Below are 13,878 nucleotides of genomic sequence, written 5' to 3' on the forward strand. Positions count from 1 at the left end.
ATTACTGATGACGATCAGTGTATGGCAGCAGGGACAGGTAGCGAGCGCGCTTGATGCAGCGAGCCAGCTGACGCTGGTATTTTGCACGAGTACCGGTGATACGGCTCGGGACAATTTTACCGCTTTCGGTAATGTAGTTTTTCAGCGTAGCGATGTCTTTGTAATCAATCTCTACAACGCCTTCCGCGGTGAAACGGCAGAACTTGCGACGACGGAAATAACGTGCCATTTGGCTAGTCTCCAGAATCTATCAATTCAATCTGCTCGGCATGCAGAACCATTTTGCTCAGGCCGTTCTTTGCCTTGTGGCAAGAAATGAACCCCCGAACGATTACTGCACTACCGACCGTTATACTGTGAGTAATGGCCTGGTTTTGGTGTCCGCTAATAATAACGGGCATTTGGCACCATGCCTGCCGGTGAAAACCGGCTTCCTCCTGCACTGAACGATGCTCAAGCACGAACTGGCAGTGTGGAATTCCTGACGGGCTGACCTTACGAATTGGCGTCCTGCATATAATGCCGGACAGCTCCAGACGATTGGTCATCAGGATTACTCTTCAGAATCCCCAGCTTCGGAATCATCTGCGGTTTCGTTTGCGAAATCTTCGCGACGCTCACGGCGCTCGTCTTTCGCTTTAACCATCGGAGATGCTTCGGTAACAGCGTGCTTAGTACGCATTACCATGCTGCGGATAACGGCGTCGTTGAAGCGGAAGTTTGTTTCCAGCTCATCGATCGCTTCCTGCGGGGCTTCAACGTTCAGCAGAACGTAGTGAGCTTTGTGCAGTTTGTTGATCGGGTAAGCCAGCTGACGGCGGCCCCAGTCTTCCAGACGGTGGATCGTACCTTCTGCTGCAGTGATTGCACCAGTGTAACGTTCGATCATACCCGGAACCTGTTCGCTCTGGTCAGGATGGACCATAAAAACGATTTCGTAATGACGCATCGAATTGCTCCTTACGGATTATTCAGCCTCCTGTCTGGGTCAGCCGCGGCCCATGGAGGCAAGGAACGTGGTTAAAGGGCGGCTGAAAAATTGACGCGTCATAATACGTACGAAAGCCAATTAAGACAAGCAAATTGCGCAAATAATTCGCACTATCCGCAAAGCCGTATTAAGTCAGTGATTTAAAATTAATCAACAACGGTAGCGGCGTTTTTTTGAACAACTCCATCAGAAATGGTCGCGATGCCGCGACAGCCAGAGATTACACTTAAGTCAAAGCCATCGATAACCCAAGAGGATCCCGGATTAACGCCAGCATGGCCGACAGAACGTCAGGAGCGTAGAGTATGAAAAACATCATCATTGCTGCATTGGCTGCTGTCTTACTGAGCGCGAGCGCGCAGGCAGCCATCAAGATCGATGGGCGCCAGGCACGGAATATGGACGATGTGCAGAGCCTTGGCGTTATCTATATCAACCATAATATGGCGACTGAACAAGAAGCCGATCAGGCTCTGAATCAGTTGAGCGATGCGCGAGGCGCAAAATACTTCCAGCCAATCCTGATTCACGAACCGGAAAGCAACGGTCTGATACACGCAGAAGCGGTGATTTACCGCTAACCCCTCTGAATCGTTGACTTCGCCCGGCCACAAGGGCGAAGTCTTAATGCGATTGATAATTATTTTATTTATGACTTATCAGCATCACCGTAACCTGATTTAATCCCCTTTTAATCGCATGATTATCCGGAGTCATTCATGGTTTCGCGTTTTGCCACGCTAAGTCGTATCCCCAAAGGCGTGTGGGTTCTTGGTGGCGTTAGCCTGCTGATGGATGTGTCATCAGAGATGATCCACAGCCTGCTCCCGCTGTTTATGGCCACCACCCTGGGGGCCAGCGTCATTATTATCGGGATTATCGAGGGCGTCGCTGAAGCCACCGCGCTGATGCTGAAAGTCTTTTCCGGCGTCATCAGCGATTATGTGGGCAAACGCAAAGGGCTGGCACTACTCGGCTACGGCCTGGGGGCGCTGAGCAAGCCGCTTTTCGCCATCGCTCCCACCTCCGGCGTGGTGTTTAGCGCCAGGATGATCGACCGTGTCGGCAAAGGCATCCGTGGAGCGCCAAGGGACGCGCTGGTCGCCGACGTCACGCCGCCGGAAATCCGCGGCGCCGCCTACGGGCTGCGTCAGGCGCTGGATACCATTGGCGCGTTTCTGGGGCCGCTGCTTGCCGTCGTGCTGATGTTCCTGTGGGATAACGATTTCCAGTCCATTTTCTGGGTCGCGGTGATCCCCGCCGCACTCTCTATCGCGTTACTGGGCTTTGGGTTAAAAGAGCCAAAAACGCCGGTCGCCAAAAAACGCACGAATCCCCTGCGCCGCGAGAATCTAAAAAAACTGTCCGCCGCCTACTGGTGGGTGGTGGCGATCGGCTCAATCTTTACCCTCGCCCGCTTCAGCGAAGCCTTTCTGGTTCTGCGTGCCCAGCAGATGGAAATCCCGTTGTTCGCCATCCCGTTGGTGATGGTCGCAATGAATCTGGTTTACAGCCTGACCGCCTATCCATTCGGTAAGTTATCGGACAGCATGAGCCACAGCAAAATGCTGCAATGGGGCCTGCTGGTGCTGATCGCCGCCGATATCGTACTGGCGCTCAGCAGCCATTGGAGCACGCTTCTTGCGGGCGTCGCGCTGTGGGGCATTCATATGGGGATGACGCAGGGTCTGCTGGCGGCGATGGTGGCACATACTGCTCCGCCGGAGCTGCGCGGCACCGCCTTTGGGATGTTCAATCTGATGAGCGGCATCGCGCTGCTGCTGGCGAGCGCCGGAGCCGGGGTACTGTGGGAAGTATTTGGCGCCGCCTCGACGTTTTATGCCGGCGCGATAATCTGCGTCCTGACGCTGATTGGTATGCGCTGTATGCCATCCGCTTACCAGCAAAACTAAAAATGGCTCCGGAGCAGACCGGTTAATTCATCATAAAGATGAAACGCTCCGGAGCACATGCTTCACTTTTGACCGTAGTAGGCGTCAGGTCCGTGCTTACGCATAAAATGCTTGCTCATCAGCCAACTATCGATGGGCTTCAGTTGCGGGTTAATACCGCGAGCCATCCACGCCATCCGCGCGACCTCTTCCATCACGACCGCGTTGTGCACCGCATCATGCGCATCTTTTCCCCAGGCAAAAGGCCCGTGCTGATACACCACAACCCCCGGCGTATGCAGCGGCTCTGTCTCACCCAGCGTTTCAACGATCACATGTCCGGTATTCAGCTCGTAAGCTTCTTCGACCTCTCTGGCGCTTAACGCCCTGGTGCAGGGAATATCGCCAAAGAAGTAATCCGCATGAGTCGTTCCAAGTGCGGGAATAGCCAGACCCGCCTGCGCCCAGGCCGTCGCGTGCGTCGAGTGGGTATGCACCACGCCGCCGAGACTCGGATAGCGACGATACAACGCCAGATGCGTGGCGGTATCGGAAGAAGGACGGTACCGCCCTTCCACCACATTACCTTCCAGATCCACAACCACCATATCGTCCGCAGTCATGGTCTCGTAGGTGATGCCGCTCGGCTTAATCGCCACCAGCTCCCGTTCACGGTCGATAGCACTGACATTTCCCCAGGTAAAAGTCACCAGGCCATAACGCGGCAAATCCATATTGGCTTCAAAAACCTGCTGCTTAAGCGTTTGCATTATGCCACCTCCACCAGGCCGGCGCTGACCATCCGCGCCGTCACCCAATCACGTGCTTTTGCTACCTCAGCAGCCGGATCCTCTGTCGTTTCGCTCCACATCTCGATAAGGTATGGCCCGCAGTAGCCGGTTTGTTTGAGGGTTGCGAAACAACGCTCAAAATCGACAACCCCTTCGCCAAACGGCACGTTTTTAAATACGCCGGGTTTCGTGTCTTTTACATGCACCGCGACGATATGCCCCATCCCAGCCTGTAGTTCCATCTGCACGTCGTTATCCCATGCGGACAGGTTGCCGATATCCGGATAGAGCTGGAACCATGGATTATTCAGGTAATGGGCGTAGCCCAGCGCCTTGCTGATCGAGTTCATCAGCGGATAATCCATGATTTCCATCGCCAGCGTCACTTGCGCACGGCTCGCCATTTCCACGCTCTCTTTCAGCCCATCACGGAAACGACGGCGAGTTTCGTTGTTGGCTTTCTGATAGTAAACGTCGTAACCCGCAAGCTGGATAACGCGAATGCCGACATCCTGCGCCAGCTGAATCGCTTTGCGCATAATCTCCAGGCCCTGTGCACGCACCGCGTCGTCTTCACTACCGAGCGGGAAGCGCCGGTGAGCGCTCAGGCACATTGAAGGTACGCGAACACCAGTTTCGGCAATCGCGTTGACCAACGCGAAACGCTGCTCCCGACTCCAGTCGAGCCGTGCCAGGCGAACGTCTGTTTCATCCACAGACATTTCAACAAAATCAAAACCGAGTGTTTTTGCCAGTTGGAGACGATCCAGCCAGCACTCCCCAGCGGGGAGCGCTTTTTCATAGATGCCGAGCGGTATTTGTTTCGACAACATAGCCGCTCCTTAGCCCCACAACTGGGCAATAGAACGCTTAAACTGCCGTGCAGCCTCTACCGGAGAATCTGCGTCACGAATGCTGCGGCCAGCGATGAAGACGTGAATCGGAATCTGCCGGAACAGCGGCAGATCTTCCAGCGCCAGTCCGCCGGTGACGGTGACTTTAAAGCCCATATCGCACAGGCGTTTGATAGCGCTGATGTCTGACTCACCCCACGCGACGCCAGCGGCCTGGGCATCGCGGCTGCGGTGATAAACCACCTGTTGAATGCCCGCTTCACGCCACTCGCTCGCCTGCTCCCATGTCCAGTAGCCGGTCAGTTCGATCTGTACGTCGCCGTTAAACTCTTTCGCAACATCCAACGCACCTTTGGTGGTGTTGATATCCGCGCAGCAAATCACGGTTACCCAGTCGGCGTTGGCTTCAAAACACATGCGGGAGAGAATTTTACCGGCATCGGCAATTTTAGCGTCCGCCAGCACAATCTTATGTGGATAGAGCGCCTTAAGGTCACGGACGGCGCGTACACCTTCGGCCACGCAAAGAATGGTGCCAACTTCAATAATGTCCACTTCATCGGCGATCAGGCGCGTGGTTTCATAGGCGGAAGACATTGACTGGTTATCCAGCGCAACCTGCAACATTGGTAATGACATTTGATGTTCCTTTTAATAAGCAGCTGCCGCAGTGGCGTTATCAATTAAATCCAGCACTTCCTGCACGGTGCGGCAGGCGCGTAAACGGTCAAAATTGGCTTCATCTTCAAACAGATTGACGATCTGCATGATGCCGACTTCCTGGTGGGTATTGGCATCCACGGCCGCCATGGTGATCAGAATATCGACCGGGTCGTTATCCTCATGATTGAAAACCAGCGGCGTTTTCAGCGTGACCAACGCAAAGCCCGTTTTCTTCACCCCCTCTTCCGGGCGACCGTGCGGCATCGCCAGACCGGGAGCAATCACAAAGTAGGGACCGTGCTGGGCAACGCCATCCAGAATGGCCTGGTAGTAGCGCGGCTCCACCACATCAGCCTTCACCAGTAAATCTACGCCTAGCTGTACCGCCTCCTGCCAGCTGCTGGCGTCGGCCTGAAGAAGAATGGCGTTATTCTCGACAAGCGAATCACGTAATTTCATGCGGTGTCCTTACTTCACGTCCTGCGGGAAATGCGCTTTGATCACTTCCAGCAGTTTTGGGCCAAAATCAGCGGGTGATAGCATGTTGCGCACGCCAACCACGTGTTTGTTGCCGGAAACCGTAATCTCACCGGCGATATGGGTGGAAGCGATGATAATATCCGCGCCGCTTAGCTCACTTTTGTATTCACCTACCGCGCAACTGTTCACCGTGTGATCAATATTTGACTGGGTCAAAAACTGGTCCACTTTCATCTTCATGATCATGGAACTCCCCTGTCCGTTACCACATACAGCCAGAATACGTACCGTCATAGTCAAAACTCCTTATTGCGCAGAAGCATCTGCCAGTTGTTTTTCCGCGTCCTCTTCAGCACGCAACGTGCGTCCTGCGAAGAACATGTAAGCCAGTGAAATAACGATGATGACGGCCATAAACGCGATGCCAATAGAGACAAATCCCTGCATCATCGGCGGTGCCAGAATTGACCAGTCCGCCATGCCCATCCAGGCGCTCATGCCGGTCAGTTTCACCGCCCAGACGCAACCAAAGATTTCAATCATCCCCATCACCAAACAAATCTTGAGCGCCGCGCGCCAACCACCAAAGTGGTTAGCAAAGACACCGATGGTGGCGTTCGAGAAAAACATCGGAATAAAACCCGGAATAATCAGAATGGAAGACCCGACACCCACCAAAATACCCACCGCAATCAGTTGGCCGATGGTCCCCCACATAAAGCCCCAGACCACGGCGTTTGGTGCAAAGCTATATATTGCTGCGCAGTCGATCGCCAGTACGGCACCGGGGATCAGTCGCTGGGAGATACCGTTGAACGCTTCAGAGAGTTCGGCGACAAACATGCGAACGCCTTGGGTAATAATGAAAATAGCGACGGCGAACGAGAAACCAGTCTGCAGGATATAGACCGTCCAGTGGGTGTTGCCCGCCATCGCCTGTACGGTGTCGATGCCGAAGGAGAGCAGAATCGCACCGAAGAAAATGGTCATCACAATGGCCGTGGAGACGATATTGTCATGGAAGATATTCAGCCAGCCCGGCAGCTTAAGATCCTCAACGCTCTCTTCTTTTTTCCCCAGAAACGGCGCAACTTTGTAAGCCATCCATGAAGCAAACTGCTGTTGGTGCCCGATGGAAAAACCGCAGCCGTCGGTCACTTCCTGGGTCGGCTTGTACATCATGTTGGAGGTAATACCCCAATAGAGCGACACCAGCACCGCCGTGCAAATAATGGTCGTCCACATCGGGTAACCGAAGATATAGAAAGAAACCGCAATCAGCCCCGCCTGCTGGAACATGATGTGCCCGGTCAGCATGATGGTGCGAATCCCGGTAATACGCCGCAGCAGGACATAGCAGATGTTCAGTGCCAGCGCTAACAGCACGGCATACCCCACCCAACTGTAGGCATCCTCCATCCGCTCTATGGTCGCCATCATGGAGGCATAGGTATCGGAGATAGCACCGTTAATGCCGTAAACCTCAGACATCTTCGCGACCACCGGTTTAAACGTGCTGGTCAGGATGCCGGATCCGGCCTGCAACAGCATAAAACCGATAATCGTTTTAATCGTACCTTTCACAATAACGCTGACGCTTTTGCGCAGCAGGATATAGCCAAAGCACGTCACAATACCCAGCAGCAATGGCGCGTTAGTCATCACCTGATTGAAGAAAACGGTAAAGATGTTGTAGAGAATCTCCATAACACACTCCAGAAAGTGGAAGATCTGAACGCACACTGCGCCCAGACTTTGTTGCCGGGACCACTCTAATAATCAAAAATAATCACAACAAGATTGAATTTGATTAAATGTGACGCGCGCCGCAAATAATCATTTAATCCCTTATTGTATTAATTCTCATTTTCACAAAACATAAAATAATCAATGTAAATCAATGAAATAATTAAATTTAAGTATCATAAATCAAGCATATACCTCTTTTTTATCCTCTACGCACGCCCTATTGCGGATAAAATTCAGGATTGCAATCCTGAAAAAACGATGCCAACATCCATCAAAACAAATCACCATATGATTATTTTTGATAAAACATGAGGGCGAGTTAAATGAATAAAGTACAAACCATCACCAGGGAGTCATGGATCCTGAACACGTTTCCAGAATGGGGTAACTGGCTGAATGAAGAAATTGAACAAGAGCAGGTTGCGCCGGGCACCTTTGCCATGTGGTGGTTGGGGTGTACGGGTATCTGGTTGAAATCAGAAGGTGGCGCCAATATCTGCATCGATTTCTGGTGCGGTACCGGCAAACAAAGTCACGGGAACCCGCTGATGAAAACAGGCCATCAGATGCAACGGATGGCCGGTGTGAAAAAGCTCCAGCCAAATTTGCGCACGACGCCTTTTGTTCTGGATCCCTTCGCCATTCGCCAGATCGATGCGGTGCTGTCCACACACGATCATAACGATCACATCGATGTGAACGTCGCAGCCGCCGTCATGCAGAACTGTGCTGATGACGTACCGTTTATCGGCCCGCAAACCTGCGTCGACCTGTGGATTGGTTGGGGCGTACCGAAAGAGCGCTGCATCGTCGTGAAGCCAGGCGATGTCATCAAGATTAAAGATATTGAAATCCACGCGCTCGATGCTTTTGACCGTACCGCCTTGATTACCTTGCCTGCGGATCAAAAAGCCGCTGGCGTGCTGCCGGATGGAATGGATCAGCGCGCCGTTAACTACTTATTCAAAACGCCAGCAGGCAATCTGTATCATAGCGGCGATTCTCACTACTCCAACTACTACGCCAAACACGGCAATGAGCACCAGATAGACGTAGCGCTGGGTTCCTATGGCGAGAACCCGCGTGGTATCACCGACAAAATGACCAGCGCCGACATTCTGCGTATGGCCGAGTCGCTGAATACTAAAGTGGTCATCCCATTCCATCACGATATCTGGTCAAACTTCCAGGCTGACCCGCAGGAAATTCGTGTTCTGTGGGAGATGAAGAAAGACCGACTGAAGTATGGCTTTAAGCCTTTCATCTGGCAGGTGGGCGGGAAATTCACCTGGCCGCAGGATAAAGATAACTTCGAATACCACTATCCACGCGGATTCGACGACTGCTTCACCATCGAACCGGACCTGCCCTTCAAGTCCTTCCTGTAAGAGGTCTCCGGCGAGCGGTATACGTTGACTCCTCGCCGGAAATTATCCCTGTCAGCATTAGTATTTTCACCTGATTTCAAATATCATCTTTGCTTATCACTTTTAATCGGATTTGCTCATGACGGAAGCGCAAAGACATCAAATTTTACTGGATTTGCTGGCACAAACGGGATTTGTCACCGTTGAGCAGGTGATTTCCCGACTGGGAATTTCTCCGGCGACGGCACGACGCGATATCAATAAACTCGACGAAAGCGGCAAGCTAAAAAAAGTCCGCAATGGGGCAGAAGCTATCAGCGAACAGCGCCCTCGCTGGTCGCCGATGAATATTCACCAGGCGCAAAACCACGATGAGAAGGTACGCATTGCACGTGCGGCTTCGCAGCTGGTTACCCCAGGTGAAAGTATTGTCATCAACTGCGGTTCTACAGCATTCCTGCTTGGGCAGGAGCTATGCGGTAAACCGGTACAAATCATTACTAACTATCTGCCACTGGCCAATTACCTGATCGATCAGGAACACGACAGCGTCATTATTATGGGCGGGCAGTACAACCGTAGCCATTCCATCACCCTTAGCCCCCAGGGAAGCGAAAATAGCCTGTATGCGGGGCACTGGATGTTCACCAGCGGCAAAGGTCTGACCGCCGAGGGGCTCTATAAAACCGATATGCTGACGGCGATGGCGGAGCAAAAAATGCTGAATGTCGTTGGGAAACTCGCCGTGCTGGTCGATAGCAGTAAAGTTGGCGAACGGGCCGGAATGCTATTCAGCCAGGCCGGGCAAATCGACCTGGTGATCACCGGAAAGCTGGCGGATGAAACGATCCTCAAGCAACTTGAGGATCAGGGTGTCCAGGTGATTCGCGTTTAAAGATGACGCTGGAAAAATTCCACCGTTGCCGTTAACGCTTCCGGCGTGATCCGATGGCCCACGCCTTTCTGCCAGACGCAGGTCAGATCCGCGCTGTGCTGCAGCGCCTGCTGCAGGCGGAACGTCCCTTCAGGGGGCACAATATCGTCCTCCTCACCGTGCCACAGCAGCAGCGGTCTGTCAGCCACCGAGCTGAGATCGTGGTCAACGTCCCATTCCGCTAGCTGCTCAACATCAAATTCCGGAGACGGAAACAGGCTCTGCGAGAGCGAGGTAAAGTAGCCGGATCCCATCAGACAGGCCACGCTTTTCAGCTCCCGATGATGGGTCATGATCCCCAGTGCCGCCATTCCGCCCATCGACGCCCCACCGACACCCAGCCGCTCGCCCTCGACCCAGCCTTGTGCGAAAACCGCCTCGCGCAGCGCAGGAAACTCGCTAAAGCTTTGCAGCAGAATCGGCCAGAAACGCTGCATCCGCCCGCGTTCATCCCCATCGTAACGCGCACCATGCTCCGCAGCATCAGGCATGATCACCCGAAAACCGGCCTCCGCCAGCGCCACGGCGAAGTAGCTATATACCCACTTCGAGGAGGTAAAACCATGATAAAATATGATGCAGGGCAACGGTTTATCCAGCGCATCCTGCGGGCAGGCGTGCAGCACTTCTCCCCCCGCGAGCTGACGTACTTCAAGAGCAATCATTGACCATCTCCTTTCACTCAAGGGGTGACATGCCCGGAAGCGACATATTCACCAGAAAACCAGGTTCACGGTGATTCATAATGTTGAGAACCAGATTACGCTTTCACGATATTTTCATTCGAAATTCGCGTTCGAGATAACACTTCGGGAACATTCCCCGGAAATGACATTCAGGCTACCACTACACTATGACTATCAGGAAACGAGATATGGTTATGCGTAGGTTTACACCGTGGTTACTGGTTCTCGCCTTAACTGGCTGTAGTGCCCTACAGGGAACGCCAGAAGCGCCGCCACCCGCAACCGACCATCCGCAAGAGATCCAGCGTAATCAGACGCAGGGTCTACAGAAGATAGGTACAGTGAGCGTCTTACTGTATGGCTCACCGATGGATGTAGAAGCTGCGCTAAAAGTCAAAGCAGAGACAGCGAAAGCGGATTACTACGTCATCATTATGATTGATGACACCATGGTTCCCGGCCAGTGGTATTCGCAGGCGATTTTATACCGTAAGTAACGGTTAAAATCTAACCCAGGTTTACACTGCTTTGCATCCATTCACGTTCTCCTGTGCATAATAACGTTCGGACAGCCAGACCCTGGCAGAACGTTAGCAACGGACTGCCCTCAGGACTACGTGAAATGGAGCTGACGATGAAACGATCTTTTACCCTACCCAGTCTGCTGCTAAGCACAGCAACTGCCAACACCACGGCACAATCAGCGGAATTCGCCAGTGCGGATTGCGTCACTGGCCTGAATGAAATTGGCCTGATTTCCGTGAATAATATTGCCGGCAGCCAGCAGGACGTTGAACACGCCATCGCCGTGAAGGCCGATGAGCAAGGCGCGTCGTGGTACCGCATCGTACAGATGTACGAAGAGCAGCAGCCGGATAACTGGCGGGTACAGGCGATTCTCTACGCCTGAGGCGCCTGACGCCCACGTCCCATCGCACGTAGCAATAAATCGTCCAGCGTCGGCGCATCCAGACGCATACCGCCGCGCGTGTCGAGCATCATCCGACACCAGGCTTCCGCCAGCGGCGGTGAGGCGTAACGCAGCATCTGCGCTCCGACACCGAGCATATACACCAGACGGGTAATCTCTCTGCCCTGCTCTTCAGCGGGCCGCCGTAACAGCTGCTGCAGCTGCCGCCAGGCGCGGTCAAAGTGACGATTCCGCCCTTTCACCTCCGCACACTCTGCCGCCAGCAGCTCCAGCGCCGCCGGATGCTTGCTCAACACCCGCATCACGTCCAGGCACATAATATTGCCGGAGCCTTCCCAGATGCTGTTGACCGGCATCTCGCGATACAGACGCGGTAGCTCACTCTCTTCGCAGTAGCCAATGCCGCCCAGCACCTCCATCGCCTCCGCAACAAACGGCATCCCGGCTTTACAGATGGCAAACTTCGCCGCCGGCGTCCACAACCGGGCCCACAGCACCTCGTTAACATCATCACGGCGATCCCACGCCCGCGCCAGGCGGAACAACAAGGCGGTTTGCCCCTCCAGACGCAGCGCCATCTGACCCAGCACCTGACGCATCATCGGCTGATCGACCAGGTGCTTACCGAAGGCCTGGCGTTGCAGCGCATGATACAGCGCCACCGAGTACGCCCGGCGCATTAAGGCGTGGCTACCCAGCGCACAGTCGAAACGGGTCAGGCCGCCCATTTTCAGGATCTGCCGCACACCATCACCTTCATCGCCAATCAGCCAGCCATGGGCCTCACACAGCTCCACTTCGCTGCTGGCGTTAGAGCGATTCCCCAGCTTATCTTTTAGCCGTTCGAGGTGTAGCGCATTACGCTGCCCGTCGGGAAGCAGGCGGGGCACGAAAAAGCAGGAGAGACCTTCCGGCGCCTGGGCCAGCACCAGATGCGCATCGCTTTGCGGAACCGAGAAAAACCACTTATGTCCGGTCAGAAGGTAAAAACCTTCCGCCGTTTTTTCTGCCCGGGTGGTGTTAATCAGAACGTCAGATCCCCCCTGCTTTTCCGTCATTCCCATACCAATTAACACCCCACGTTTCTGCTGGCCTGGGGCAAGATGCGGATCGTAGCGGTCGCTTAGCAGCGGTGACAGCCAGTCGCTGAACGGTTCAGGCACCGCGCGCTGCAACAGCGGCGTGGCGGCGAAGGTCATGGTTATCGGGCACAATGTCCCTGCCTCCACCTGAGCGTGGAGCAAAAAGCGGGCGGCACGCGCGACAAACGCCCCGCTGCGGACCTCGTCCTGCCAGGCGAAGTTATGAACCTGGTTTGCGCAAAGCCCCTGCATCAACAGGTGCCAGGCAGGGTGAAAACGGACATCATCCAGCCGGTTGCCGCTGGCATCGTAACGTAGCAACTCCGGCGGATTACTGTTCGCCAGCCTCCCCAGCTCCAGCGATTCCGCGGTCCCCAACTGCTGGCCGATACTGGCCAGTAAATCGCTATCCCATCCCGCGCCTTCGCGCCCTACCGCTTCGCGCAGGGCGGTATCCGACAGGAACAGGTTGCTATTGCACAGCGGCGTGGGTTGGTTAAAGACGGTGTGCGTCTGCCAGTGCATGGTGTTTCCCTCCCTCAATGGCGTTGCCATTAAGTATGGTCACCCTGAACCAACCTCGCCCGCGAAAGCAGTCACAAAAAAACCATCCCGAGGGATGGTTTTGCATTTTTGCGGTTAGCGAGACAAGGTGTTTAGCTACGCTGGCGCACCGCTTCAAACAGGCAAATGCCGGTCGCAACCGAGACGTTCAGCGAAGAAACGCTGCCGGCCATCGGGATGCTGATCAGCTCATCACAATGTTCGCGGGTCAGACGACGCATGCCTTCGCCTTCTGCACCCATCACCAGCGCCATCGGGCCGGTCATTTTGCTCTGGAACAGCGTGTGGTCAGCTTCACCGGCGGTTCCGACGATCCAGACGTTCTCTTCCTGCAGCAAACGCATGGTGCGTGCCAGGTTTGTCACGCGGATAAGCGGGACATTCTCTGCCGCGCCACAGGCAACTTTTTTCGCCGTCGCGTTGAGCTGTGCAGAGCGATCTCTCGGCACAATCACCGCATGAACGCCGGCGGCATCCGCGCTACGCAGGCAGGCGCCCAGGTTGTGCGGGTCGGTGACGCCATCCAGAATCAGCAGGAACGGCTGATCGAGGGAGGCCAGCAGGTCCGGCAGATCGTTCTCCTGGTACTGCCGTCCTGGTTTCACGCGGGCGATGATCCCCTGATGTACTGCCCCTTCGCTTTTCTCGTCAAGGAACTGACGGTTAGCGACCTGAATCACCACACCCTGCGCTTCCAGGGCGTGAATCAACGGCAGCAGACGTTTATCTTCACGACCTTTCAGAATATAAACTTCCTGAAAACGCTCTGGAGCGCGTTCAAGCAGGGCCTGCACCGCGTGGATGCCGTAAATCATTTCACTCATTGATGTACTCGTTACGTGTTGGTATTGCCGTTTCGGCTTTGCAGACCGGGCGCCCCGGCCTGCAACATTG

The 13,878-nt window shown here is 54.4% G+C and carries 18 protein-coding genes; 6 read left to right on the top strand and 12 right to left on the bottom strand.

The window, feature by feature from the left end; genetic code table 11:
- Window position 1: 1 nt before the first annotated feature.
- Genes rpsR through rpsF form a run of 3 tightly spaced genes read right to left on the bottom strand, consistent with a single transcriptional unit; the run spans window position 2 to window position 949 of the window.
- On the bottom strand, window positions 2-229 hold the full coding sequence (rpsR, locus tag ACMYSN_RS12605; protein ID WP_002210155.1) for a 30S ribosomal protein S18: 228 nt from the start codon (window positions 227-229) through the stop codon (window positions 2-4).
- 4 nt (window positions 230-233) lie between these two features.
- Window positions 234-548, bottom strand: coding sequence for a primosomal replication protein N (priB, locus tag ACMYSN_RS12610; protein WP_041143726.1), 315 nt, complete (start codon window positions 546-548; stop codon window positions 234-236).
- A gap of 5 nt (window positions 549-553) precedes the next feature.
- Window positions 554-949 (bottom strand): 30S ribosomal protein S6, encoded by a 396-nt coding sequence (rpsF, locus tag ACMYSN_RS12615; RefSeq protein ID WP_004098001.1) that lies wholly within the window; start codon window positions 947-949, stop codon window positions 554-556.
- Between the two features lie 347 nt (window positions 950-1,296).
- Between rpsF and ACMYSN_RS12620 the strand changes: the two genes are divergently transcribed.
- Both ACMYSN_RS12620 and ACMYSN_RS12625 read left to right on the top strand, forming a co-directional pair.
- Window positions 1,297-1,572, top strand: a complete 276-nt coding sequence (locus ACMYSN_RS12620; RefSeq protein ID WP_462495089.1) for a YdgH/BhsA/McbA family protein — start codon at window positions 1,297-1,299, stop codon at window positions 1,570-1,572.
- Between the two features lie 138 nt (window positions 1,573-1,710).
- Complete coding sequence (locus ACMYSN_RS12625; RefSeq protein WP_462495090.1) at window positions 1,711-2,904, top strand: MFS transporter; 1,194 nt, start codon at window positions 1,711-1,713, stop codon at window positions 2,902-2,904.
- 62 nt (window positions 2,905-2,966) lie between these two features.
- On the opposite strand, the gene ACMYSN_RS12630 is transcribed toward ACMYSN_RS12625, so the two are convergent.
- The 6 genes from ACMYSN_RS12630 to ulaA are packed head-to-tail and all read right to left on the bottom strand — an operon-like array spanning window position 2,967 to window position 7,378.
- Window positions 2,967-3,653: an L-ribulose-5-phosphate 4-epimerase gene (locus ACMYSN_RS12630; RefSeq protein WP_462495091.1), complete on the bottom strand. Its 687-nt coding sequence runs from the start codon at window positions 3,651-3,653 to the stop codon at window positions 2,967-2,969.
- On the bottom strand, window positions 3,653-4,507 hold the full coding sequence (locus tag ACMYSN_RS12635) for an L-ribulose-5-phosphate 3-epimerase (protein WP_462495092.1): 855 nt from the start codon (window positions 4,505-4,507) through the stop codon (window positions 3,653-3,655). The genes ACMYSN_RS12630 and ACMYSN_RS12635 overlap by 1 nt, the downstream gene beginning before the upstream one ends.
- A gap of 9 nt (window positions 4,508-4,516) precedes the next feature.
- Window positions 4,517-5,167: a 3-keto-L-gulonate-6-phosphate decarboxylase UlaD gene (locus ACMYSN_RS12640; RefSeq protein ID WP_462495093.1), complete on the bottom strand. Its 651-nt coding sequence runs from the start codon at window positions 5,165-5,167 to the stop codon at window positions 4,517-4,519.
- Between the two features lie 12 nt (window positions 5,168-5,179).
- Window positions 5,180-5,650, bottom strand: coding sequence for a PTS ascorbate transporter subunit IIA (gene ulaC, locus ACMYSN_RS12645; RefSeq protein WP_462495094.1), 471 nt, complete (start codon window positions 5,648-5,650; stop codon window positions 5,180-5,182).
- Between the two features lie 9 nt (window positions 5,651-5,659).
- Entirely contained in the window at window positions 5,660-5,965 is a 306-nt protein-coding gene (gene ulaB / locus ACMYSN_RS12650) for a PTS ascorbate transporter subunit IIB (protein ID WP_438342070.1), read from the bottom strand.
- A gap of 12 nt (window positions 5,966-5,977) precedes the next feature.
- Window positions 5,978-7,378, bottom strand: coding sequence for a PTS ascorbate transporter subunit IIC (gene ulaA, locus ACMYSN_RS12655; protein WP_462495095.1), 1,401 nt, complete (start codon window positions 7,376-7,378; stop codon window positions 5,978-5,980).
- Between the two features lie 365 nt (window positions 7,379-7,743).
- Between ulaA and ulaG the strand changes: the two genes are divergently transcribed.
- Window positions 7,744-8,808: an L-ascorbate-6-phosphate lactonase UlaG gene (gene ulaG / locus ACMYSN_RS12660; RefSeq protein WP_462495096.1), complete on the top strand. Its 1,065-nt coding sequence runs from the start codon at window positions 7,744-7,746 to the stop codon at window positions 8,806-8,808.
- A gap of 118 nt (window positions 8,809-8,926) precedes the next feature.
- A complete protein-coding gene (gene ulaR / locus ACMYSN_RS12665; protein WP_462495097.1) occupies window positions 8,927-9,682 on the top strand; it encodes an HTH-type transcriptional regulator UlaR in 756 nt (251 codons plus the stop codon).
- Here the strand turns inward: ulaR and yjfP are convergent.
- On the bottom strand, window positions 9,679-10,386 hold the full coding sequence (yjfP, locus tag ACMYSN_RS12670) for an alpha/beta hydrolase family protein (protein WP_462495098.1): 708 nt from the start codon (window positions 10,384-10,386) through the stop codon (window positions 9,679-9,681). The genes ulaR and yjfP overlap by 4 nt on opposite strands.
- 209 nt (window positions 10,387-10,595) lie before the next feature.
- Between yjfP and bsmA the strand changes: the two genes are divergently transcribed.
- Together bsmA and yjfN are read left to right on the top strand one after the other, a co-directional pair.
- Window positions 10,596-10,904, top strand: a complete 309-nt coding sequence (gene bsmA / locus ACMYSN_RS12675) for a biofilm peroxide resistance protein BsmA (RefSeq protein ID WP_222618205.1) — start codon at window positions 10,596-10,598, stop codon at window positions 10,902-10,904.
- Between the two features lie 137 nt (window positions 10,905-11,041).
- Window positions 11,042-11,317, top strand: coding sequence for a YdgH/BhsA/McbA family protein (yjfN, locus tag ACMYSN_RS12680; RefSeq protein WP_462495099.1), 276 nt, complete (start codon window positions 11,042-11,044; stop codon window positions 11,315-11,317).
- Here the strand turns inward: yjfN and ACMYSN_RS12685 are convergent.
- Both ACMYSN_RS12685 and rlmB read right to left on the bottom strand, forming a co-directional pair.
- Window positions 11,308-12,945 carry an acyl-CoA dehydrogenase family protein gene (locus ACMYSN_RS12685; protein ID WP_462495100.1) on the bottom strand — a complete coding sequence of 546 codons (1,638 nt, stop codon included), beginning with the start codon at window positions 12,943-12,945 and terminating at the stop codon, window positions 11,308-11,310. The genes yjfN and ACMYSN_RS12685 overlap by 10 nt on opposite strands.
- 131 nt (window positions 12,946-13,076) lie before the next feature.
- On the bottom strand, window positions 13,077-13,808 hold the full coding sequence (gene rlmB / locus ACMYSN_RS12690; RefSeq protein WP_123757853.1) for a 23S rRNA (guanosine(2251)-2'-O)-methyltransferase RlmB: 732 nt from the start codon (window positions 13,806-13,808) through the stop codon (window positions 13,077-13,079).
- Window positions 13,809-13,878 lie beyond the last annotated feature (70 nt).

This window comes from Klebsiella sp. R445 (assembly GCF_051131755.1).
GTDB lineage: Bacteria > Pseudomonadota > Gammaproteobacteria > Enterobacterales > Enterobacteriaceae > Klebsiella > Klebsiella lignicola.